The sequence below is a fragment of the Vibrio sp. R12-SG2-ISO1 genome, assembly GCF_059834045.1.
In genome coordinates, this window is sequence record NZ_JCBDGO010000021.1 from 72,518 (window position 1) to 95,420 (window position 22,903).

Below are 22,903 nucleotides of genomic sequence, written 5' to 3' on the forward strand. Positions count from 1 at the left end.
ACGAACCTCAATTGACCGAGTGATGCTATGACTTTTTCTCCTATCAAAACTGCTGTAGTGGGCTACGGCTTTTCTGCAAAAACCTTCCACATCCCGTTTATTACCAGCTTAGAAGCCTTTGATTTTGTTGCTGTCAGCACCAGTAAGACAGAGGTAGCCCAAGATTGGCCAAACGTCCAGCACTTTACAGACGCCGTGGCGATGCTTACGGAATCTGACGCTGAACTGGTGATTATTACCGCGCCCAACAGTGAACACTTTCCGTTAGCGAAATTAGCATTGGAAAAAGGGAAGCACGTCATCATTGAGAAGCCGTTTGTGACGAATGTGCAAGATGGTCAGGCGTTGATTGATTTGGCGAAAAAAAATCAGTGTCTACTCAGTGTTTACCACAATCGACGTTGGGATGGAGACTTTTTAACCGTTAAATCCCTTATTGAAGAGGGCAGAGTGGGTGACGTCAAACATTTCGAGTCTCACTTTGACCGATTCAGACCCGAAGTGCGCGTTCGCTGGCGTGAGCAGGCGACCGATGGCGGTGGTATTTTATTTGATCTTGGCTCGCATCTTATCGATCAAGCGCTTGAACTGTTTGGCTTACCAGAGGCGATCAGTGCTCATTGCAAAATGCTGCGTCCATCGAGCACCACGGTGGATTACTTCAACGTTACGCTTCATTACCCCAACCGATTAGCAGTACTTCATGGCGATATGTTCAGCGCGGGTCCTAACCATCGTTTTACTGTTAAGGGCACGCAGGGCAGCTATGAAAAATACGGTCTAGATCCTCAGGAGTCTCAGCTAATTTCAGGCATGACACCTGAAGACCTAAGTTGGGGCCAAGAAAGTGAGGCGCACTTTGGGCGTTTTTATCACGCTGAAGGCTCTGAGCGTATTGACACTTTTGCGGGTCAATACCAAACCTATTTTGAGCAAATGGCTAGCGCGATTCGACACGACACACCAGTCCCGGTAACGCCCGAACAAGCGCTAGTGACGATTCGCCTGATTGAATTAGCGATGCAGAGCAGTCGCTTAGGGCAAACATTGGCACTGGAAGGTCAATGGGAGTGGAATCAATGACTCAAGCGTCAATAGAGGTATTGTTAGAGCAAGAAGCTCAACTTCAGTTTGAACGCTTTAACAATGAGACAGCATGGGAGCTAGGGCTGGCATTAAAACAGCGTGCCGAAGCGCAGTCGGCGGCTGTGCTGGTGGAAGTGTATGCATTTGAACAGGTCATTTTTCAGTTCGCCATGCCCGGAACCACAGCCGACAATCTAGACTGGGCGATGCGCAAACGCCGCTCTGTGATGCGATTTGGCCACAGCTCCTATTACTTAGGTCAGTACAATGCGCAAAAGCAGCGAGATTTTGAACGCCAAGCGCACCTAGATGCGACTCAGTACTGTGCGCATGGTGGATCATTCCCGATTCGAATTCGAGGTTGTGGCCTTGTAGGTGCCATCACGGTCTCAGGGTTACCTCAAGCTGACGATCATCAGTTAGTGATTGAGGTGTTGAGTGACTATTTTGCGAATTGTTCAAGAGTCACCTAAATCTAGGTGACCTAAATCTGATGGCGAAAAGTCTTATGCTAGGGCGTTGGGATGCCCAGTTTAGCGCGCATTTGATCAATAATACGCATGTGCTCTAGCGTTGATGAGAGAGGGTGAATCTCACTAAAAACTTGGCCACTGCGAATGCATGCCATGGCTTCACGAATCTGGTATTCAAACCCACCGCCGTGATGGGTGACCTGAAAGGTTTCAGGGGCGTTATCGTCAGCGTAGAGCGTGGCAGATTGGGCACCAAAGAAAGGAGCATCAATGACAATGCGTCCATGAGTGCCTGAGATTTGCATCACCATTGGCTCATCCACATGGAAGCTACAATGAAAGGTTGCGTGCCGGCCGTCACCATAATCTAAAAGTGCATTAACCGTTTCTTCCACCCCTGTTTGCCCGACATCGCCGCTCAGTTTCCAGTCACACGGCGCTTGACCAAATAGGAGGTTCGATAGCGCGATATTGTAAATGCCAATGTCGTGAAGCGCGCCACCCCCAAGCAAGGGATCAAATAAACGATCATTTGGGTCAACATCCACCTTAAAACAAAAGCTCGAGTGAACCTGTTTCACTTCGCCAATTTGCGCCAACCATGTGTTCATATTTCGCCAAACAGGGAGAAATTTCGACCACAGCGCCTCCATGATGAAAGTGGACTGTTCTAAAGCGAGGCTCGCCAACGCTTGTGATTGCGCGGCATTCATCGTCAATGGCTTTTCACACAACACCGGTTTTCGGGCCAACAAGCATTGTTTTGCTAGCTCAAAGTGAAACGCATGAGGTGTGGCGATGTAGATGGCATCGATGTCGGGGTCGCGAATTAACTCGGCGTAATCCAAATATATGCGATCGGTTCCATACTGCTCAGCGAACGCCGTTGCGCGCTGTTTATCTCGACTGGCGACGGCTGTGATACAAGCATCGTCGACAACACGGATCCCTTTGGCAAAGTTATGCGCGATGCGACCCGGCGCAATCACGCCCCATTTCATGACGGGTTGAGTGTGGGTGGCTGACATGAGTTCTCCTTTCTCTTTGCAGTCTGCACTATAGCGTATTAATTAGGCAGCTCATGCGCACACAAACGAGAGTGTGAGCACTCTCAACTGCTTACCTTACTCGGTGACCATTTCTGGTGCAGGTTTCATGGCGGCCTCATCACTCACGGAAGTGGTCGTCTGATTGCTGAGGTGATAAATCATCGCAGGTAAGTCATTACGATAGAAGCTTGCAGTATAAGCACTGTTCGCTTTAGGCAGTGAAGCGGCAAATCGCTCAAGATCAGCACTCAGCATGTCCAGTGATGTCTCTTGGGCCGCATCAATTCGCTCATCAATCGTCTTGACCAAGTTGTTTAACGTCTCTTGGTATTGCTCAACCGTGTGGCTGTTGACCGGTTGAAAAACGAAAAACAGGTTGGCTAAACGGAGTACGGCCATTTCTGTTTCTGGCGTTAGGGCATCAAGGGCACAAAAGCGTTCTATGTGGCCTTTGAATGTCTGTTTAATGCGTTTGGAGCGCAGCAATAGCGTCTGCTTTGCGTCTTGGCGACTTTTTCTACGTACAGATTCGGAGTGATAGTAGTGCGCCAGCAGCGCGGTAAGGACGATAGCCAACAAAATAAACAGGGTGAGTAACATAAAAAAGGAAAGGCAAGGATAACGTGGTAAAACAATGCATTAGTTTATATATCAATAGCGTTGAAAAGCAAAGGGTTTGATGGTGCAAACCCAATGCGTGTAATGGTTTGTGTGAGGACGGCGTTTTAGAGAAAACAGATCTCCGGCGCTATTACCCGACTAATCCCAGATGGGTGCTAACCCATCTGGGTCGACTTCACGCCCATTTCTTTCTAATGCGTCGATGCGTGCCATATTATCATCACTCAGTGTTAGCTTTTGCGCCTCAAGGTTGCTGGCTAAGTTATCGCGCTTGGTCGATGAAGGGATCACAGCGTAGCCTTTGTTTAGCGCCCAAGCGAGTGTAACTTGCGCTGGGGTTGCGTTGCACTCAACCGCGATCTGTTTGATGACCTCATCGTGAAGCACTTTGCCGTAGGCGAGCGTCATGTATGACGTCACCTGAATCCCTTGCTGTTGCATGAATTCAACCAGTTTGTTGTTTTGCAAATAAGGGCTCAGTTCAATTTGGTTAGTGGCAATGTGATCGACACCGACGATATCAATCGCTTGCTGAAGCAGGTCGATATTGAAGTTCGACACGCCAATCTGTTTTGTCAGACCAAGCGTCTTTGCTTCCATCAGCGCCTTCATGTACTCCTCGATATTCTTGTCTGTCCCCGGCCAATGAATCAGAGTGAGGTCGACGTAATCCGTGTTGAGTTTCTTAAGGCTCTCTCGAAGGCTAGCAATAAGTGATGCCTCGCTCATGTTATCCACCCAAATCTTGGTGGTAATAAATAGCGATTCACGAGGCAGATGACTTGCCGCGATCACCTCTCCAATGTCCGCTTCATTGCCATAGATTTGCGCAGTATCAATGGCGCGATAGCCTAAGTCGAGCGCGTGTTTGACCGATTGTTTTACTGTGTCTCCTGTCAGACGAAATGTGCCGACACCGAAAGTGGGAACTGCCATATGAACTCCTATTTTTAAAGGAAGGGTTTGTGTGCTGACTAATGTACGGTGTCTATTTCTTGCCGTATAGTTAACAAAAAGAAAATCTAATTTGATAATTGGTAAACAATGAAAGCGACCCTCGATGAGATGAAGACGTTTGTGACTGTAGTGGATGTGGGTTCGATCAGCGATGCTGCACAAGTATTGTCGGTGACGGTCTCTGCTGTCAGTCGCACCGTATCGCGCTTAGAAACGAAACTCGACACGACGCTGCTTAATCGTACAACGCGAAAGCTAGATGTGACGAGTGAAGGGGCGGTCTACCTCGCCAAAGTTCGGCAAATCTTGGATGAGGTAGAAGCGGCGGAAGCGCAGCTGACCAGCCAAAAAACACAACCATCAGGATTGTTGAGAATCAATGCCGCGACCCCGTTTTGTTTGCATGTGCTGACGCCATTAATTGCTCGCTATCAGCAAACGTATCCTGATGTGGAGATTGAGTTAAATTCCAATGAAGAGAACATCGATCTGGTCGGCAAAAAGACCGACATTGCGTTTCGCATCGGAGAACTAAGAGATTCAACGCTCAGAGCCACGTTTATTGGCCATAGCCGTATACGTATTCTCGCCAGTCCTGCGTATATTGAAGCACAAGGCAAACCTAACTGTGTTCAAGATCTGCTGTCGCACAAATTGCTGGGATTTAGCCGCCCTGAGTCGCTAAAAGATTGGCCATTGCTTGATGACAGTAACAAGTTCATCAAGATCACGAGTAATCTACGTTCGGACAACGGGGAAACGATTCGTGCCTTAGCACTGCACGGTGCTGGGATCGCTTGCTTGTCAGACTTCATGACTTATCAAGATAGGCAGAGTGGCGCCCTCACTGAATTGCTTACAGATGCTTCACAAGACATTCGTCAGCCCATTCACGCTGTCTATTACCGTAACTCTGCTACGTCACGACGCATCAGTTCTTTTATTGATTTCGTCAAGAAAGAAGCGACAGTGCAAGAGGGACGTTTTTTGTAATGCCGATGCCTACTCGCACCATCAATCACAAGGACAATTAATGCTGGAATTAGGAATGAACCGAGAGCAATGGATGATCAGTGCTATCTTACTAGGTACGGTGTGCCTGTTTTTGCTCGGACGTTGGCGATACGATATGGTGGCTTGTGTAGGTAACGAAACAAAAAAAGGGGAGCCATTCGCTCCCCAAGACAGTGTTGACGTGGTGGAATAAAAACTTAGGCCGTAGCGAACTTGTAGGTGCGGTAACCGCCGAGTAGGTTACGCGCCTTAAAGCCGTTGTTGACCAATTGACGGTAGGCTACGTTACCGCGTAACCCTACTTGACAGTAGATAACGATCTCTTTGTCTTTAGGGAGCTCATTCATGCGGTGACGCAACTGGTCGACAGGGATGTTAATCGCACCATCGATGTAACCGACTGATTCCAACTCACCTGGGTTACGCACGTCAAGCAAGACTTGGTCCTCTGTGAGGTTGTCGATTTCATCAAAGTGAATCGCTTTGCTGTCGCCTTTGATTAGGTTGTTGGCTACAAACGCGGCTTGGTTGATGACGTCTTTTGCCGAGCCGTACGGTGGAGCGTAAGTTAATTCAAGGTGCTGCAATTGATCGACAGTCATACCTGCGCGCTGGGCTACCGCCATCACGTCAATGCGTTTATCGACGCCATCTTTACCGACCGCTTGTGCGCCCAAAATCTTGCCAGAGGTTGGGTCAAACAGCATTTTAAACGACACAATTTCCGCGCCAGGGTAGTAGCTCGCATGGCTCGCGGTGTGGACATACACTTTTTCATAGACGATGCCTGCGCGTTTTAGCTGCTTCTCGTTTTTACCGGTAGAGGCGACGGCAAGATCGAAAATCTTACAGATTGCAGTGCCTTGTGTACCTTGGTACTGTTCACTGCGGCCAAGCATATTGTCTGCCGCCATGCGGCCTTGACGGTTGGCAGGTCCTGCAAGAGGGACCAATGTCTGCTCCCCGGTCACGAAGTCTTTCTCTTCTACCGCATCACCCACCGCGTAGATGCTAGGATCGCTGGTTTGCATCGCTTCATTGGTGTAAATGCCGCCAAGGGCGCCAATTTGTAGACCGGCTTCTTGTGCGAGCTTGGTTTCTGGGCGCACACCAATAGCCATAATAAGAATGTCCGTGGTGAGCGTTTCGCCACTGTTGAGCGACAGTTTCAACTCACCTTCGATGTGTTGATGTTCGACATCCTCACCCGAAGCGATACTTGCCATGTGATCATTGGGTACATATTCGACGGCGCTTAACGCAACACCCAATTTGAGATCGATGCCGCGCTGGCGAATTTCCGCGTGCGCGAAGCCTGCCATTTCACGATCGACGGGCGTCATCACTTGATCGGCCATTTCGATGAGGGTGGTTTTGATGCCGAGCTGGTGGAAGGCTTCCATCATTTCAAGGCCAATAAATCCCCCCCCCACGACAGTGGCGTGTTCCGGTTTGTTCATCTGAATCGTTTTGATGATGCGATCCATGTCTGGAATGTTGCGCAGTGAATGCGTCAGCGGATTCTTGATACCAGGGATCGGTGGCACAACTGGACCTGCGCCTGGGCTTAATAGCAGAAAGTCATAAGACTCTTGGTATTCAGTGCCATCAAGCAGATTTTTTACCGTGATGGATTTGTCTTCGCGATTAATGCGCACCACTTCATTCATCACGCGGACATCGACGTTAAATCGTGCAAGGAAGCTCTCCGGAGTTTGTAACAGGAGCTTACTGCGGTCGGTAATGTCGCCGCCGATGTGGTAAGGCAAGCCGCAGTTGGCAAACGAAACAAACTCACCACGTTCAAACATGATGATTTGAGCATCCTCGCTAAGGCGACGAGCACGAGCAGCCGCAGATGCACCACCTGCAACACCGCCTACGATAACAATTTTAGTCATGGGTGACTCCGATTAGTGAAAACCAAGTTTTTTCAAAAAGAAAGCGGCAGGGCACAAACCTGTAAACGCGCTTTGAATCAAGTTAACGCCAACAAACACGGTTAGCCAAACAAAGTGGCTGCTGACGGTGAAGGTCAGGACCACCGAGAGCAGAACCATACTGCCTGCCAGTACACGAATAGCATTTTCTAACGTCATGATCGTTCTCCTTTCGAATCATTTCCGTGATGAAACCCTCGTACTATAGAACTCTAAATTAGAAAAGTCTAATGTTTATTTGTCTAATTACAAAAACACTAAATTAGTATTGACTAAATTAGGTTTGGGTTTATTATCAAGCCATTCGTTAGAGAGCATTCCATTGCAAAATAATAGGTGTGTCATGAGTGAACAAACATTGAATCTAAGCCAAATGCAACAAAATGCGGTTGAGGCTTCTGATCTACTCAAGGTCATGGCTCACCCAGAGCGTTTGATGGTCTTATGTCAATTGACGCAAGGCGAAGTCGGCGTGGGGGCCTTGCAAGCAGGGTCGACATTGAGCCAATCCGCCTTCTCTCAACATCTTACTGTGCTGCGTAAGCATGGATTAATACAGGCGCGTAAAGAGTCCCAACAGGTGTTCTACTCCTTGGCAGATGCGCGAGTGATTCAACTTATTCAGAGTTTAGAGACAATTTTTTGCGCTCGATAACGCTGGGTAAACCCAACATTAATACATACGACATTTAGAGGTAGATATGGCGTTCACAGTTCCTTGGGAATCGTTAGCAGGAGGCATGTTACTTGGGGTTTCAGCCACGATTTTGTTGCTGATTAACGGAAAAATCGCGGGCATTAGCGGCATCATGACGGGGCTACTTACGCCGAAATCGAACGATTTTGCTTGGCGATTGCTTTTCGCGGTGGGCATGGTCTCGGGCGGTATTCTCGCAGCCTTGCTGTTTGTTGACGATGTGGTGACGGTCTATTCAACCAGTGCGACAGGATTGGCGCTCGCCGGTTTGCTTGTTGGAGTGGGTACACGCCTTGGCAACGGTTGCACCAGTGGGCACGGTATTTGTGGCCTTGGCCGTTTGTCTAAGCGTTCAATGGTCGCGACTGGCGTCTTTATGGGCGTGGCAGCGTTGACGGTATTTGTTCGATTCCACCTTGTATAACCCTAGGATCTTCTCATGAATAAAGTTGTTTTTCGTTTAACGTCACTGTTGGCAGGCGTGTTATTTGGCATGGGCATGGTGGTGTCTGGCATGGCAGACCCAAACAAAGTTCTGGGCTTTTTGGACATCGCGGGTCAGTGGGATCCAAGTTTGATGTTTGTGATGGGCGGCGCCTTGTTGGTGTTTATGCCGAGCTATTTTTTGCTGATTAAACCCAAGAAAAAGCCGCTCGCGGCACAGACCTTTTGCCTAGCAAAAAGTAAGCAGATTGATGGTCGATTGTTAAGCGGCGCTGCGCTGTTTGGCGTGGGTTGGGGGCTTGCTGGCGTTTGCCCAGGACCTGCAATGGCCAGTCTTGGTTTAGGTAACGTGGGCGTGTGGATCTTTTTTGCCAGCATGATGGTTGGTCTAGGGGCCACTAACCTAATGATTTGTTTTAAAAACAGCCGCAAGTCACAGTCTCAACTTGCTTAAGTTTTACACTGATACATAACCCCTCAAAAAAAGGAGCGGCGATCATGAAAAGGACATTTCAACTCTCTGTAGTCACGTATGCACTGGCCGTGAGCCTGATGGGCTTTTCTTATGTGAGCATGGCTAACCAGAATGACACGTTGTACACGGTCACACGCGCTCCGATGGCGCAGAGTGTCCATTTAGATGGCGTGATTCAACCCGTCAATCAAGGAACCGTCGCCGCTCAGACGTCTGGGCGAGTTGTGAGCCTGCACGTTGATGTCAATGATGTCGTTAAACAAGGGCAAGTGTTGCTGGAAATCAGCGCGGTGCAACAATCGGCCTCGCTCGATGCCGCCAATGCACAACTGGCTAGTGCGATTGCGCTAAATCGTGAGGCGCAAGCTCAGGTTGCCCGGTATCGTCAACTCTTCCCGAAAGGGGCGATTTCTCAAGATCAAATGGACAGCGCAGAAGCGCGTGCGCGCAGCACTGCAGCGTCAGTGAAAGCGGCGCAAGCAAGTGTCGCTCAGGCAAAAGAGTCCCTTGGCTACACCAGTATTCGAGCGCCTTATGACGGCGTGGTCACAGCGCGTCATGTCGAACTGGGTGAAACCGTTGCGCCAGGGTCGCCACTACTCAGTGGCTTCTCTTTAGATCGCCTGCGCGTTGAAACGCAAATTCCTCAGCGCTATCAACCGCTTGTTAAGGATGTCTCTCAATTTGATGTGATGGCCCCGAATGGCGAGCGCGTCGCGCCCACCTCCTATAACTTGTTCAGCTATGCCGACACCACGTCTCACACCTTCAAAATTCGTTTGGATTTACCCGACAGCAAAGATTTGCCTGCTAATGCGAGCGCCTTGGTGCCGGGAATGTGGGTGAAAACTGAGTTTCGCTTCGGTGAACGCGCGATACAAATGATTCCCAATGAGGCGGTAGTACGCCGAGGCGAGTTAAGTGCGGTTTACCGTCAAAGTGAAAACGGACCGGTGCTTAACCCAGTGCGTTTAGGTCAACAAGTGGGTGAGTACGTTGAGGTGCTGTCTGGGTTGGAAGAGGGAGATGCGATCTACGCGACCTTACCAACATTAAGCCAGCAGCAATAAAGGCAGGGGGAAAGTCGCATGGAATATAAGCTAGGGATCTCAGGCCGTATTGCCGCAGCATTTCAAAACTCAGCCATGACGCCATTGTTGGCGTTGGTGGGCTTATTGATGGGTCTGTTTGCGGTTATCATTACACCTAAAGAAGAAGAGCCACAAATCGATGTCACCTTCGCGGATGTGTATATTCCCTTCCCCGGAGCAACGCCCGGTGAAGTGGAGAGCCTAGTCACCACCCCCGCAGAACAGATCATTTCTGAAATTCAGGGTATCGATAAAATCTACTCGTTTTCGCAGCCCGATGGCGCGATGATCGTCGCGATCTTTGATGTTGGCGTTAGCCGTAACGACGCTGTCGTGCGCATTTATAATAAACTCTATTCCAATAAAGATTGGATGCCGCAGGGCGTGGGTGTCGGTGAGCCCGTCATTAAACCCAAAGGGATTGAGGATGTGCCGATCGTCAGTATCACCTTATCCAGCCCATCGGCGCAGCTTGATCAGCAGCACTTAACTCAGGTAGCACACGGCTTAGAAACTGAGCTTAAACGCATTGAAGGGACACGAGACATCTATACAGTTGGCAGTCACGAGACCATTGTTGACGTGCGTTTAGACCCTGTAAAGATGAACAGTTTTAATATCACCTTGGATCAGCTTAATCAGCATTTGCCCGCCGCGAATCAAAGCTCTCCCATGCTGAGCTTAACCCATGAAAACCAACAGTTTCCAGTCCAAGTCGGCCAGTTTCTTTCACGCGTTGAAGAGGTGAAACAGCTAGTGGTCGGGTTGTATAACCAAACCCCCGTCTATTTAGAAGATATTGCTACGGTTAGCTTAGGCACTAACACGCCGACGCAGCAGGTGTGGACGAGCTCAAAAGAGGGCTTGCATCCCGCAGTCACGCTCGCGGTGGCAAAAAAAAGCGGTGAGAACGCAGTCAACGTCGCGAAAGCCGTTGAAGCGCGTTTAGACGCACTTAAGAATCAACTGATTCCCGAAGGCATTAAGGTTGAAATAACACGTGACTACGGTAAAACCGCGGCGGACAAAAGCAATACGTTGATCGGCAAACTGGCGTTCGCCACGGCAGCGGTGGTGATTCTGGTCTTGCTGACCATGGGTTGGCGTGAAGCCATCGTCGTCGGAATAGCGATTGTGGTGACCTTGATGATCACTTTGTTTGCGTCTTGGGCTTGGGGATTTACCCTCAATCGCGTGTCACTGTTCGCCCTGATATTCTCAATCGGTATTTTGGTCGATGACGCGATTGTGGTGGTGGAAAACATTCACCGGCATATGTCCATGGGCAAAAAATCACTCGATGAATTGATCCCCGTCGCTGTCGATGAAGTCGGTGGACCGACCATCTTAGCAACTTTAACCGTGATCGCGGCATTGCTGCCGATGGCGTTTGTGAGCGGATTGATGGGGCCATACATGAGCCCAATTCCAATCAATGCGTCTATGGGGATGTTGATTTCACTGGCGGTCGCCTTTGTGCTCTCACCTTGGCTAGCGCATCATCTACTCAAACACGCCCATCACGAAGACGCAAAAGGTGCGAGCTCATCACTATTTCATCGCATTATGGCCCCTTTTGTCACCGCCAGAGCACAGCGTCGCAATCGTTGGTTGTTATTGTTGGCGATATTGGCGCTGATTGCTGGTTCGGTACTGCTGCCAGTGGTGCAATCGGTGGTGTTGAAGATGCTGCCTTTTGACAACAAATCCGAGTTTCAAGTGGTGCTGGATATGCCAGAAGGTGAGCCGCTAGAGCGGACGCAGCGCGTGCTGTTTGAACTTGGCCAAGCGCTCGATGAGGTGCCTGAAGTCACTGGCTATCAAATCTATGCGGGTACGGCGGCGCCTATCAACTTTAATGGCTTGGTTCGTCACTACTTTATGCGCAATCAACCGAATCAAGGCGATGTTCAAGTGAATTTGGTGGATAGGAAAGATCGTGACCGAGATAGCCACACCATTGCTGGTGAGGTGCGCCCAGTGCTCAATGAGATTGCGTCGCGCTTTGGGGGCAAAGTTAAAGTGGTTGAAGTGCCGCCGGGGCCACCGGTTTGGTCACCGATATTGGCAGAAGTCTACGCGCCAACCGATGCCATGCGTCATCAAGCCGCACAGCAGATACGCGCAATTTTCCGTGAGACGGAGGACATCGTTGATGTTGACATGTATCTGCCCGAACATCACCAAAAATGGCAGGTGGCGATTGATCGAAGTAAGGCCGCGCATTATCAAGTGCCGTATGCGTCGATAGTCGATGCGCTGGCAACGGCTGTGGGTGGCAAGCCTGTGACTTACCTGCACAGCGAGCACAGTAAATACCCAGTGCCCATTATGATTCAAGCCAGTGAAGAGGCTAAAGTGCGCTTAGAGCAAGTGCTGAACATGAAGGTCGGCAGCCAAAACGGTCAAGTGTTTCCGCTCTCGGATCTCGTCAGCGTCAACGTGTTGCCAATGGAAGCCTATATCGTACGAAAAAACATGGTGCCTATGGTGATGGTGGTCGCCGATATGGCTGGCGAGTTGGATAGCCCGCTGTATGGCATGTTCGACTTAGTCGGTAAGTTGGATGAGGCGATGACCCTAGAGCAATACTATGTCGCGCAACCTGATGGACTCAATGGCGTCTCAGTGCGTTGGGATGGCGAGTGGACCATTACCTACGAAACCTTCCGCGATATGGGCATTGCCTATGGCGTTGGAATGATTTTGATCTACTTATTGGTAGTGGCGCAGTTTAAATCCTATTTGGTACCGCTGATCATTATGGCGCCGATTCCACTGACCATCATCGGTGTGATGCCCGGTCATGCATTGCTCGGCGCGCAATTTACCGCGACCTCTATGATCGGCATGATTGCGCTAGCAGGCATCATCGTACGTAATTCGATACTCTTGGTGGACTTTATTAATCAACAGGTCGAAGAGGGCGTTGAGTTTGCAGAAGCGGTGATTCAATCGGCGGCGGTTCGCGCTAAACCCATCATGTTAACCGCACTGGCTGCGATGATTGGCGCGGTGTTCATTCTCGATGACCCGATTTTTAATGGTCTCGCCATCAGTTTGATTTTCGGGATCTTCGTTTCTACCATCTTAACGTTGTTGGTGATCCCCGTGCTGTACTACGTTGCGATGAAACATCGCTTTGCTCGCTAACGTCTATTCAAAGCCAAGGGGATAACCAAAATTAGTCGATAATGCGAGTGACCATCGGACAATGATCGCTAAGGCGATATTGGAAGAGGTCACTCGTTTTATAGGTGACTTGATAAGGCATGGCCAGAGTAAGCGATGGGCTGGCGATAACATGGTCAATTAGGCTGCGAAACTTATGGGTTTTATTGGCTTGTTTGTTAGAGCGCACGACGCATTGCGCTGCGGTACGCTCGCTCGCCAAATACGCTTTGGTGCCCTCTGTCAAGGTGCGCCAAAGCCAGTCGCCCTTAAACGCCAGATTATGGTTAAAGTCACCCATGATGAGGTAAGCCTCTTGGTTTGCTTCTCGTTCACTGATCCACGCGTTTAAGCTCTCACCTTGAGTGTAAAGTAGACGACAATCTCGATTATCACGATACGCGCCGCTGCAACCGGCTTTTAAATGCACCGAAAGAAGGTGCAGGGGTTGATGGCCTTGCGGGTTAAGCACCAGATAAGCGGCAAAGCGCAGTCGGCTGCGAGCTTGATCCACCAGTATGATGTCATCACGTTGCACGACCTCAATACCCGCTCTCACCGCAAACCCTGTATATTGGTTAATCGCACCAAACTGGGCGTCTTGATGGCGCTCTAACGAGCGATCCGATAACCAGATTTGATAGCCCGACCCCACAACGTTGCGCAGCGCTTGTTCATCATTGACCTCTTGAAAGGCGAGCACGTCTGGATCGATTTGGGAAAAATAACGACCTAAAGCGTCGAAATCTTGCGCAGAACGCAGTGACGCTTCAAAGCGGTCGCTAGGGTCAGAGCTAAGCCACTCAATATTCCAACTGGCTAACGTTAGAGCATGGCTTGAGCCGATGGAACCGACCAAGGCGACAAGTAGCACGTAAGCTCTGAGTGAGAGAAAAGAGGCGGTCCAATCGCGCATTGTTAGCGTCACCCTATCCATGAATTTGACTCATCCTTTATCCTATAAGTGCTCTGAAAATTGCAAGCGAATTCATCTCAAATCTGAATGTTTTCATCGTTTCCTTCCTAATTTTGATCGGTGCCACTAGAACGCTTTGATCTTACGCTAGGGGCATTTTTTATTGATCAAAATCAATACTTTCATGGTGCCTATCTCGTTAAATACGCCACAATATATAGTATTACTCGAATAAAAATTAACCCTATATAGTGTGTTTGTGGATAACTCTGTGAGTATGCTGGGTAAGGAGAAAAGGTGAAACCAATCGTAATCAAACGGGATGGCTCAAGAGCGCCATTTAGCCGGGATCGTATACAAGCCGCAGTGGAAGCCGCCGCCGATACCGTTGATAAAGAAAGTGCCATATACGCACTCAATGTCGCGTTAGCGATCGAGCTGCAATTAAGCGATCACGATGAAGTCCACATCCATGAAATCCAAACCCTAGTTGAAAACGAGTTGATGCAGGGGCCGTATAAGTCACTCGCGCGTGCTTACATTGAGTACCGCCATGACCGTGACATCGCGCGTGAAAAACAAAGTGCGCTGACGCGCGAAATTGAAGGTTTGATTGAAGAGAGTAATGTTGATCTCATCAACGAAAACGCCAACAAAGACGGCAAGGTGATCCCAACTCAGCGCGATCTTTTGGCAGGTATTGTTGCGAAGCACTACGCGAAAACCCACATTTTACCCCGTGATGTTGTTCAAGCTCATGAATCGGGCGACATTCACTACCACGATTTAGATTACGCGCCGTTCTTCCCAATGTTCAACTGCATGCTGATTGATTTGCAAGGCATGCTAACCCACGGTTTTAAAATGGGTAACGCAGAGATTGATACACCGAAATCGATCTCAACGGCGACCGCAGTCACGGCGCAAATCATCGCGCAAGTTGCCAGTCATATCTATGGCGGCACCACCATCAACCGTATTGATGAGGTGCTCGAACCGTATGTGATGACGAGTTATGACAAGCACCTAGAGATCGCCAAAGAGTGGGATATTCATGATCCTGAGGCGTTTGCGCGTGCGCGCACTGAAAAAGAGTGTTACGACGCTTTCCAATCGTTGGAATATGAAGTGAATACCCTGCACACCGCTAATGGTCAAACGCCGTTTGTCACCTTTGGTTTTGGTTTGGGCACCAGTTGGGGCTCGCGCCTTATCCAACAATCCATCTTGAAGAATCGCATTGCCGGTTTGGGAAAAAACCGCAAAACAGCGGTGTTCCCTAAATTGGTATTTGGCATTAAAGACGGCCTAAACCACAAAGCGGGCGATCCGAACTACGACATCAAGCAATTGGCGTTGGAATGTGCATCGAAGCGTATGTACCCCGACATCTTGAACTACGAAAAAGTCGTCGAAGTGACAGGGTCATTTAAAACGCCGATGGGTTGCCGTAGCTTCTTGGGCACTTATGAAGAAAATGGCGAGCTGATTCATGAAGGCCGCAACAACTTGGGCGTTGTGAGCCTCAACTTGCCACGCATCGCTATTCAAGCGGGCGGCGATGAGAGCAAATTCTATCAACTGCTGGATGCCAAGCTGAAACTGGCACGCCGCGCGTTGGAAACACGTATCTCACGTTTAGAGAATGTCAAAGCGCGCGTGGCACCTATCCTCTATATGGAAGGGGCATGTGGCATCCGCCTAGGTGCCGATGAGCCAATTGCGAACATCTTCAAAAACGGTCGTGCCTCGATTTCACTTGGTTACATTGGTATCCACGAGACAGTGAATGCGCTCTTTGGCCATCAAACCCATGTGTACGATGACAGTGAACTGCGTGAAAAAGCGCTCAATATCATTAAGCATCTTAAACAAGCGGTGAATCAGTGGACACAAGAGTCTGGCTACGGTTACAGCTTATACGGCACGCCTAGTGAAAACTTGTGCAGCCGTTTCTGCCGAATTGATACCAAAGAGTACGGTGTGATTGAAGGGGTGACGGACAAAGGCTACTACACCAACAGCTTCCACCTTGATGTGGAGAAGAAGGTCAACCCGTACGATAAAATTGATTTTGAAATGCCATACCCTGAGATCTCAAGCGGTGGATTCATCTGTTATGGTGAGTTCCCGAATATGCAGCGCAACATCGAAGCGCTCGAAAACGTCTGGGATTACAGCTACAGCCGCGTGCCTTACTACGGCACCAACACGCCGATTGACGAGTGCTATGAGTGTGGCTACAACGGTGAGTTCGACTGTACCAGCAAAGGCTTTACCTGCCCAAGCTGTGGCAACCACGACTCGACCAAAGTATCAGTGACGCGCCGCGTGTGTGGTTATCTTGGTAGCCCAGACGCCAGACCGTTCAACTTTGGCAAGCAAGAAGAAGTAAAACGACGCGTTAAGCATCTGTAAGTGGTCACCTAGACAAGCTAATGAGAAGCCAGCTTGACTGGCTTCTTTTGTTCTCTGTTTTGTGTTTAGTTAGCGGCTTTTGTTTTGGAAAGAGCGATGAATTATCACCAATATTACCCCATCGATGTGGTTAATGGCCCTGGCACCCGATGCACCTTGTTTGTCTCAGGTTGCGTGCATCAGTGTCGAGGCTGCTACAATCAGTCTACTCAGCGTTTGGACTCAGGAGTGTTGTTCACCCAAGAAGCGGAAGACAGAATCATCGCCGATCTGAACGATCCACGTATAAAGCGCCGTGGGTTATCGCTGTCCGGTGGGGATCCGCTACACCCTGCTAACGTGCCGCACATCCTTAAGTTGGTCAAACGCGTACGCGCCGAGTGCCCGGGAAAAGACATCTGGGTTTGGACGGGGTATACCCTAGCAGAGCTTGATGATGCGCAGCGTGAAGTGACGCAGTACATTGATACCTTAATCGATGGCAAATTCATTCAAGAGAAGCGCGATCTTAATCTTGAATGGCGAGGTAGCGCGAATCAAATCATCCACACCTTCAAATTACAGTGATACCTTGGGGTAGGGCTCATTGTTAACTGTATGTGAAAATTTACAAAAGCAATCGATGAAATTGAACTCTCGCTCATAAAATCGTTTCTAGAAAGTAGGATTAAATGATAAGTTGTCAGCCATCTTGAATTTCAAAGGGTTGTGACTTTCATGTTTTCTCAATTACCAGCACCTATGCTGGATCCGATTCTTTCTCTCTCTGTTGCGTACCGCAACGATCCTCGTGATGAAAAAGTAGACCTTGGCATTGGCGTTTATAAAAACAGCGCAGGTGAAACCCCTGTGATGCAAGCCATTAAACAAGCCCAAGATATTGTCGTCGCGACGCAAACCACCAAATCTTACGTTGGCCTTGCGGGCTGTGAGCAGTTTAACCAGTCGATGATTGATCTGCTGTTGACGGGCACATCGGCAATGGATCGCGTGTCTGCTATTCAAACCCCAGGTGCGAGCGGTGCGCTGCGTATGCTGGGTGACCTGATGAAGGTGGCGCAGCCAAATACAACAATATGGATTTCTGATCCAAGTTATGTGAACCACAAACCTGTGATGGAAGCGGCGGGGCTGAAAGTACGTCACTACCGCTATTTTAGCCGTGACACTAAGCAAGTCGACGTTGATGCCATGATGGCGGATCTGCGCACCGCTGGAAAAGATGACGTCGTGTTATTGCACGGCTGTTGCCATAACCCAACGGGTGCTGACATCGATTTTGACGCATGGCAGGCCATCACCCAGCTGTCGCAGAAAAATGGTTTTACCCCGTTTGTCGATATCGCTTATCAAGGTTTTGGCGATGGGTTAGAGGAAGACGCGAAAGGTCTTCGCTACATGGCAGACAACGTGGAAGAGATGTTGATCACCACGTCATGCTCGAAAAACTTTGGCCTATACCGTGAGCGCACGGGCGCGGCGATTGTGGTTGCAAACACTAAGCAGGAAGCAGACAATGCCAAAGGCAAGTTGATGACCCTCGCGCGTTCCACTTACACCATGCCGCCTGATCATGGCGCAGCGCTAGTGAAAACCATTTTGGGCAGTGACGCGCTGACCCAAGTCTGGAAACAAGAGCTGTCACAGATGCAACAACGTTTGGTTAGCCTACGCAAAGCATTGTGTGATGAACTGAAAAATAGCCACGGAACATCACAATTCGACTTTATTCAGAGCCACAAAGGCATGTTCACTGTGCTAGGCTTTAGCCAAGAGCAAATGACGCAACTGCGTGAAGAATATGGCATTTATGGCGTAGGCGATGGTCGAATTAACATTGCCGGCTTGACGGAAAAAGACATCCCATACGTTGCCAACGCTATCGTTCGTGTCGCGTAAAGACATCTGCGTATTGAAAACTCGCGAGTGCCGCTCAAGATGAGCGGCCATGTTGACAAGATTAGGTGGTCCAATGAATAAAACATGGAAAATCGTCCTACCGTTACTATTGAGTGGTGGATTGGTGGCGTGTTCAACGACGGGTGAATCAGTGGTTGAGCCTGAGCAAACGCCACAAACGCAGGAGCCGGAAGTGACAACGCCAGAGGTGACGTCACCAGACACCTCGGAGCCAGAGCCGACTGCACCACAAGAGCCTGAGGTCAAACCTGAGCCTAAGCCGGAAAAACCAGTGGCACCTAAGCCGACAGAATCGCCGAAGAAAACGGCGGATGGCAAGTTGATGCTTGGTGAACAAGAGTGGGTGTATGTGCCCGGACTAGAAGCTAGCTTTAAAGCGCGTATCGATACTGGGGCGACGACGTCATCCATCAGTGCAGTAGAGGTGTTGCCGTTCGAGCGTGACGGAAAGGATTGGGTCAAGTTCAAAATTGAACACGAGGGTGTAAAAAGCAGAGAAATCGCTTTGCCTGTTCAGCGCTGGGTGAAAATTCGCCAATCAACTTCTGAAGAGTCTGAAAAGCGCGCAGTGGTTGAGGGTTGGATTCAAATCGGTGATGTGAAGGAAAAAACAGAGTTCACATTAGCCGACAGAACGCACTTGACCTACCCAATACTTCTTGGTCGTAGCTTCTTTAAAGACATTGCCGTTGTCGATGTCAGCCGTACGTTTATTCAAGACAAACACAAGTAAAACGCTCTGTTTGTCAGCTGATCAAAAAAAGCCGCTTAGCGGCTTTTTTTATGGAATTTCGAATGAGACTCGGTTAGGTAACCATGCCTCAGTCAATGGCCAGCAATTCAACGTCAAAAATGAGTGTCGCCGCGGGTGGGATAGGGCCAGTGCCGCTTTTTCCGTACGCCAATGCGCTTGGAATAAACAGTCTTACTTTGTCACCGACGTTCATGTAAGTCAGTCCTTCTTGCCACCCTTTGATCACTTGACCAAGTTTAAAGCTGATAGGCTCTCCACGCTCGACAGAGCTGTCGAATACCGTGCCGTCAATCAAGCTACCGTGGTAGTGCACTTTTACTGTGCGTGCCACCGTAGGGAATACCGTCCCTTCACCTTTGGTGAGTACTTGGTATTGAAGACCACTGTCGGTGGTGATAACGCCGTCTTTTTGGCCATTCTCAGCCAAAAATGCCTCACCAGCAGCAAGGTTAGCTTCGGCCGCTTTGCCGTTCGTCCAAGTACGATAGACAAAAAACACAGCGAGAACCACGATAACGATAGGAATGATAATTTTAGACATAATAACGTCCTGTCAGAGTTAAGGTTGAGCAAGTAAGAATTGGATCGTATTGGCAATGTCGGCAATATCGCTGTGGGCAGAGGTAAGGATGCGATACTTGCCTTTGACAATGAACATTGGCACCGCATTGATCTGCCCTTGAGTGGTCATCTCATGCGCGCGTTCAATCTTTTTAAACAGCTGACTTTGCTGATCATTATCGAGATTGTAAGGGCTGGTTAAGTGGCGAGTTTCAAACGCTGCATCAATCGCTTGCTTCTTGTCATCTAACGATGCACCATCCCCCATTTGCGCAGCGGCAAACAGTTCCGTCATCATTGCGTGATCCGGTGTATGACCAAGCTGCATTTGCGCGGAGTAGTAAATCATCGCCCCCACTTGTGCGCTTTCATTGAACGTGACGTGCACCTTGCCAAACGACTGGCCGACCAATTGTTCAAGTTCAGGTAGCGCCTCTTCCATTTTACGGCAGTGACTACAATGTAGAGAGAACACTTCAATAACGGGCTCCACTCGGAAAGTGGAGAGGTTAACGGGGAGTGGTTCGTAGTGTTTGCCTTCGGTGGGCTCGGTTGACTCACTGCATCCGGCTAAGCCAAATGTCAGTATGACGAGTGTCAGAGTAAGGAGTTTGTTCATTATGACTATCTCTGTATGCGCAGGCTTATCGTTCAACGTGACACCAACTCGATTTAACTCATTGGTTTATCGTTGAATTCGCGCTGAGCGTGGAATGTGTTTCGATTCTACTATCGATAAGCCTTGATTCACAAGCTAAGTAGGTGGACGAGCAACCACCCTTAAAGTCTGTAGGGTGGTAAGAAATATGCGTTTGGTCACGAGAGAAGCGCTAAAGTTCGCGCAAAATGGTCGATATAAAGAGAGTGTTGAGAAGTAACGAGTGATGACGACCATGACAAAATACATTTTGCCTCTACTGCTACTCCTGTCTGGATGCAGCGCCTCTATTCCCAAGGAGTTTGCTCGACTAGGCGGAGATATGTTGGATACCGCCCCGCAAAGCGACTCTGAATTGCGTTATCCAGATTGGGGTAAGGCGCCGATGTTATCATCAAACGCTGGTGTACAAGGCCCGATGGGGCAACAGCGCACTCAAAGCTACGGGGACTTACAGAGCTTTTTAGTCAGCAATGGTGTCGATTACGAAATTCTTCCGGGTAATCATGTGATGGTCAAACTTAAAGATACGATCAAGTTCCGCACTGGTTCATCGAACTTATCACCGGATTCTCTATATTGGGTCGATATGGTGGGGCGTTACTTATCGAAACAACCCGACATCGACATCGTGATTGACGGGCATGCCGACAGTACAGGCAATGCCACTTTTAATGACCAACTCTCCATCAAGCGAGCACAAGCCGTAAAAGCGCAACTGGCGCGCAACAACGTATCCATGAACTCTATTTTCACGCGCGGCTATGGAGAACATGTACCAGCCTGTAGCAATAACACCCCGTCTGGCAAAGCCTGCAATCGACGAGTGGAAGTGCTCTTTATCGTCTCAAATAACTAACGGGTGATACCCACCATATGTTATCTCACGCCGACCAACCATGAGCCTGACGTTTGTCAGGCTTTTTTATGTTCGTTCGAAACCGGTTTTTTGCCCTGACAGTCGCACCTATAGCCTGATTACCGCGATTTTAACAACATTCTGGCGATAACTTTCTAACATTTTGTGTTCGAACGCTCATTTGTGGTGGTCAATGCTTTTCTGTGTTCTTGCTTTGTGCACAATGACCTCATAAAACAAAAAGAAAGTAAAGGACCCTACTATGACGGAGCAAAAGTATATCGTCGCTCTCGATCAAGGCACGACGAGCTCAAGAACGGTGGTACTCGACCACGATGCCAATATCGTCAGTGTCTCCCAACGTGAATTCACTCAGATTTACCCACATGGCGGCTGGGTGGAGCACGACCCGATGGAGATCTATGCCACGCAAAGCTCAACATTGATTGAAGCGTTGACAAAAAGCGGTATCCGCAGCGACCAGGTGGCGGCGATCGGTATCACTAACCAGCGTGAAACCACTATTGTCTGGAACAAAGAGACGGGAAAACCGATTTACAACGCGATTGTTTGGCAATGTCGTCGCACTGCGAAGATTTGTGAGCAGTTACAAGAGCGTGGATTGTCGGATTACATTCGTGACACCACAGGGCTGTTGCTTGACCCTTACTTCTCGGGTACTAAGGTGAAATGGATTCTCGACAACGTCGAAGGCGCACGTCAATTGGCGCAAGAGGGAAAACTGCTTTTTGGTACGGTGGATACCTGGCTCGTGTGGAAAATGACTCAGGGTCGAGTGCATGCGACCGACTATACCAACGCCTCACGTACCTTGTTGTTTAACATCAACACCCTAGAGTGGGATCAGCGCATGCTCGACGAATTGGACATCCCGCGTTCCATGATGCCGGAAGTAAAAAACTCGTCAGCGTTGTTTGGTAAAACGAACATCGGCGGCAAAGGCGGTACGCGAATTCCGATTGCTGGGATCGCAGGCGACCAGCAAGCAGCGTTATTTGGCCAGATGTGTGTCAGTGCGGGACAAGCGAAAAATACTTATGGCACGGGTTGCTTCTTGTTGATGAATACCGGCAACGAAAAAGTGACCTCGCACAATGGACTGCTGACGACGCTTGCTTGCGGCCCGAGGGGGGAACCCAGTTATGCGCTAGAAGGTGCGGTATTTATGGGTGGCGCATCGATTCAGTGGCTGAGAGATGAACTTAAGCTGCTCTCTGATGCGAAAGATTCTGAATATTTTGCAACCAAAGTGGCGACCTCAAACGGAGTGTATGTCGTGCCAGCGTTCACCGGTTTGGGCGCACCGTATTGGGATGCGTATGCGCGAGGCACCATTGTTGGACTGACGCGTGGGACCAGTGCCAATCACATTATCCGTGCGACGTTGGAAGGCATTGCTTATCAAACCCGTGATGTGATTGACGCGATGCAAAGTGATTCTGGCATCAAACTCGAAGCGTTGCGCGTTGATGGCGGCGCAGTGGCGAATAACTTCCTGATGCAATTCCAAGCCGATGTGCTGGATGTGGATGTGATGAGACCCAAGGTCACCGAAGTCACTGCGCTTGGGGCAGCGTATCTTGCCGGGCTAGAAGTCGGTTTTTGGGACAGCTTGGATGAGTTAAGTAACAAAGCAGAAATCGATCGCCAGTTTACGCCGCATCATGATGAAGAGAAACGCCAACGTCGATACAAAGGGTGGAAGCGCGCTGTCAATGCTGCGCAGGCGTGGGCTGCATTGCATGAAGAGGACGACGACGAATAAAAAACGCCCTCGC

23 protein-coding genes are annotated in these 22,903 nt (G+C 49.4%); 15 read left to right on the forward strand and 8 right to left on the reverse strand.

What is annotated here, in order from left to right; translation table 11 throughout:
• Positions 1-27: 27 nt before the first annotated feature.
• Both AC6R10_RS15140 and AC6R10_RS15145 read left to right on the forward strand, forming a co-directional pair.
• Entirely contained in the window at positions 28-1,083 is a 1,056-nt protein-coding gene (locus tag AC6R10_RS15140; RefSeq protein ID WP_500672751.1) for an oxidoreductase, read from the forward strand.
• Entirely contained in the window at positions 1,080-1,559 is a 480-nt protein-coding gene (locus AC6R10_RS15145) for a heme-degrading domain-containing protein (RefSeq protein ID WP_500672752.1), read from the forward strand. Before AC6R10_RS15140 ends, AC6R10_RS15145 begins: the two co-directional genes overlap by 4 nt.
• Positions 1,560-1,597: 38 nt before the next feature.
• Here the strand turns inward: AC6R10_RS15145 and AC6R10_RS15150 are convergent, their stop codons facing one another.
• From AC6R10_RS15150 to dkgB, 3 genes are all read right to left on the reverse strand, one after another.
• On the reverse strand, positions 1,598-2,587 hold the full coding sequence (locus AC6R10_RS15150; RefSeq protein ID WP_500672753.1) for a Gfo/Idh/MocA family protein: 990 nt from the start codon (positions 2,585-2,587) through the stop codon (positions 1,598-1,600).
• A gap of 96 nt (positions 2,588-2,683) precedes the next feature.
• Positions 2,684-3,208, reverse strand: a complete 525-nt coding sequence (locus AC6R10_RS15155) for a hypothetical protein (RefSeq protein ID WP_500672754.1) — start codon at positions 3,206-3,208, stop codon at positions 2,684-2,686.
• 159 nt (positions 3,209-3,367) lie between these two features.
• Complete coding sequence (dkgB, locus tag AC6R10_RS15160) at positions 3,368-4,165, reverse strand: 2,5-didehydrogluconate reductase DkgB (RefSeq protein ID WP_487902877.1); 798 nt, start codon at positions 4,163-4,165, stop codon at positions 3,368-3,370.
• Positions 4,166-4,273: 108 nt separating this feature from the next.
• Here dkgB and AC6R10_RS15165 point away from each other — a divergent pair, with 108 nt between their 5' ends.
• Together AC6R10_RS15165 and AC6R10_RS15170 are read left to right on the forward strand one after the other, a co-directional pair.
• Entirely contained in the window at positions 4,274-5,179 is a 906-nt protein-coding gene (locus tag AC6R10_RS15165; protein WP_500672755.1) for a LysR substrate-binding domain-containing protein, read from the forward strand.
• 40 nt (positions 5,180-5,219) lie between these two features.
• Positions 5,220-5,393: a hypothetical protein gene (locus AC6R10_RS15170; protein WP_500672756.1), complete on the forward strand. Its 174-nt coding sequence runs from the start codon at positions 5,220-5,222 to the stop codon at positions 5,391-5,393.
• A gap of 4 nt (positions 5,394-5,397) precedes the next feature.
• Here AC6R10_RS15170 and AC6R10_RS15175 read toward each other — a convergent pair whose 3' ends face one another.
• A complete protein-coding gene (locus AC6R10_RS15175) occupies positions 5,398-7,101 on the reverse strand; it encodes an FAD-dependent oxidoreductase (RefSeq protein ID WP_500672757.1) in 1,704 nt (567 codons plus the stop codon).
• Positions 7,102-7,113: 12 nt separating this feature from the next.
• On the reverse strand, positions 7,114-7,299 hold the full coding sequence (locus AC6R10_RS15180; RefSeq protein ID WP_334551801.1) for a YgaP family membrane protein: 186 nt from the start codon (positions 7,297-7,299) through the stop codon (positions 7,114-7,116).
• Between the two features lie 184 nt (positions 7,300-7,483).
• On the opposite strand from AC6R10_RS15180, the gene AC6R10_RS15185 reads away from it, so the two are divergent.
• From AC6R10_RS15185 to AC6R10_RS15205, 5 genes are read left to right on the forward strand one after another with little or no spacing between them, the layout of a single operon-like run.
• Positions 7,484-7,795, forward strand: coding sequence for a metalloregulator ArsR/SmtB family transcription factor (locus tag AC6R10_RS15185; RefSeq protein WP_500625279.1), 312 nt, complete (start codon positions 7,484-7,486; stop codon positions 7,793-7,795).
• A gap of 46 nt (positions 7,796-7,841) precedes the next feature.
• Complete coding sequence (locus tag AC6R10_RS15190; RefSeq protein WP_334551803.1) at positions 7,842-8,261, forward strand: YeeE/YedE family protein; 420 nt, start codon at positions 7,842-7,844, stop codon at positions 8,259-8,261.
• A 15-nt stretch (positions 8,262-8,276) separates the two neighbouring features.
• A complete protein-coding gene (locus AC6R10_RS15195; RefSeq protein WP_487902882.1) occupies positions 8,277-8,735 on the forward strand; it encodes a DUF6691 family protein in 459 nt (152 codons plus the stop codon).
• Positions 8,736-8,779: 44 nt separating this feature from the next.
• Positions 8,780-9,826, forward strand: a complete 1,047-nt coding sequence (locus tag AC6R10_RS15200) for an efflux RND transporter periplasmic adaptor subunit (protein ID WP_500672758.1) — start codon at positions 8,780-8,782, stop codon at positions 9,824-9,826.
• An 18-nt stretch (positions 9,827-9,844) separates the two neighbouring features.
• A complete protein-coding gene (locus AC6R10_RS15205; protein ID WP_500672759.1) occupies positions 9,845-13,000 on the forward strand; it encodes an efflux RND transporter permease subunit in 3,156 nt (1,051 codons plus the stop codon).
• A 31-nt stretch (positions 13,001-13,031) separates the two neighbouring features.
• Here AC6R10_RS15205 and AC6R10_RS15210 read toward each other — a convergent pair whose 3' ends face one another.
• On the reverse strand, positions 13,032-13,934 hold the full coding sequence (locus AC6R10_RS15210) for an endonuclease/exonuclease/phosphatase family protein (protein WP_500672760.1): 903 nt from the start codon (positions 13,932-13,934) through the stop codon (positions 13,032-13,034).
• 297 nt (positions 13,935-14,231) lie between these two features.
• Between AC6R10_RS15210 and nrdD the strand changes: the two genes are divergently transcribed.
• From nrdD to AC6R10_RS15230, 4 genes are all read left to right on the forward strand, one after another.
• Positions 14,232-16,352, forward strand: coding sequence for an anaerobic ribonucleoside-triphosphate reductase (gene nrdD, locus AC6R10_RS15215; protein WP_500672761.1), 2,121 nt, complete (start codon positions 14,232-14,234; stop codon positions 16,350-16,352).
• 96 nt (positions 16,353-16,448) lie between these two features.
• A complete protein-coding gene (nrdG, locus tag AC6R10_RS15220) occupies positions 16,449-16,919 on the forward strand; it encodes an anaerobic ribonucleoside-triphosphate reductase-activating protein (RefSeq protein ID WP_500672762.1) in 471 nt (156 codons plus the stop codon).
• 150 nt (positions 16,920-17,069) lie between these two features.
• Positions 17,070-18,251: an amino acid aminotransferase gene (locus tag AC6R10_RS15225; RefSeq protein ID WP_500625286.1), complete on the forward strand. Its 1,182-nt coding sequence runs from the start codon at positions 17,070-17,072 to the stop codon at positions 18,249-18,251.
• Between the two features lie 73 nt (positions 18,252-18,324).
• On the forward strand, positions 18,325-19,005 hold the full coding sequence (locus AC6R10_RS15230; RefSeq protein ID WP_334551810.1) for a putative ATP-dependent zinc protease: 681 nt from the start codon (positions 18,325-18,327) through the stop codon (positions 19,003-19,005).
• A gap of 88 nt (positions 19,006-19,093) precedes the next feature.
• Here AC6R10_RS15230 and bamJ read toward each other — a convergent pair whose 3' ends face one another.
• Positions 19,094-19,567: a BamJ family beta-barrel-assembly machinery protein gene (gene bamJ, locus AC6R10_RS15235; RefSeq protein ID WP_500672763.1), complete on the reverse strand. Its 474-nt coding sequence runs from the start codon at positions 19,565-19,567 to the stop codon at positions 19,094-19,096.
• Between the two features lie 18 nt (positions 19,568-19,585).
• The gene (locus AC6R10_RS15240; protein WP_500672764.1) at positions 19,586-20,206 is read right to left on the reverse strand and encodes a thiol:disulfide interchange protein DsbA/DsbL; all 621 of its coding nucleotides are present in this window, start codon (positions 20,204-20,206) and stop codon (positions 19,586-19,588) included.
• Between the two features lie 274 nt (positions 20,207-20,480).
• Here AC6R10_RS15240 and AC6R10_RS15245 point away from each other — a divergent pair, with 274 nt between their 5' ends.
• Positions 20,481-21,104, forward strand: a complete 624-nt coding sequence (locus AC6R10_RS15245) for an OmpA family protein (protein WP_500672765.1) — start codon at positions 20,481-20,483, stop codon at positions 21,102-21,104.
• A 262-nt stretch (positions 21,105-21,366) separates the two neighbouring features.
• On the forward strand, positions 21,367-22,890 hold the full coding sequence (gene glpK, locus AC6R10_RS15250) for a glycerol kinase GlpK (protein WP_500672766.1): 1,524 nt from the start codon (positions 21,367-21,369) through the stop codon (positions 22,888-22,890).
• Positions 22,891-22,903 lie beyond the last annotated feature (13 nt).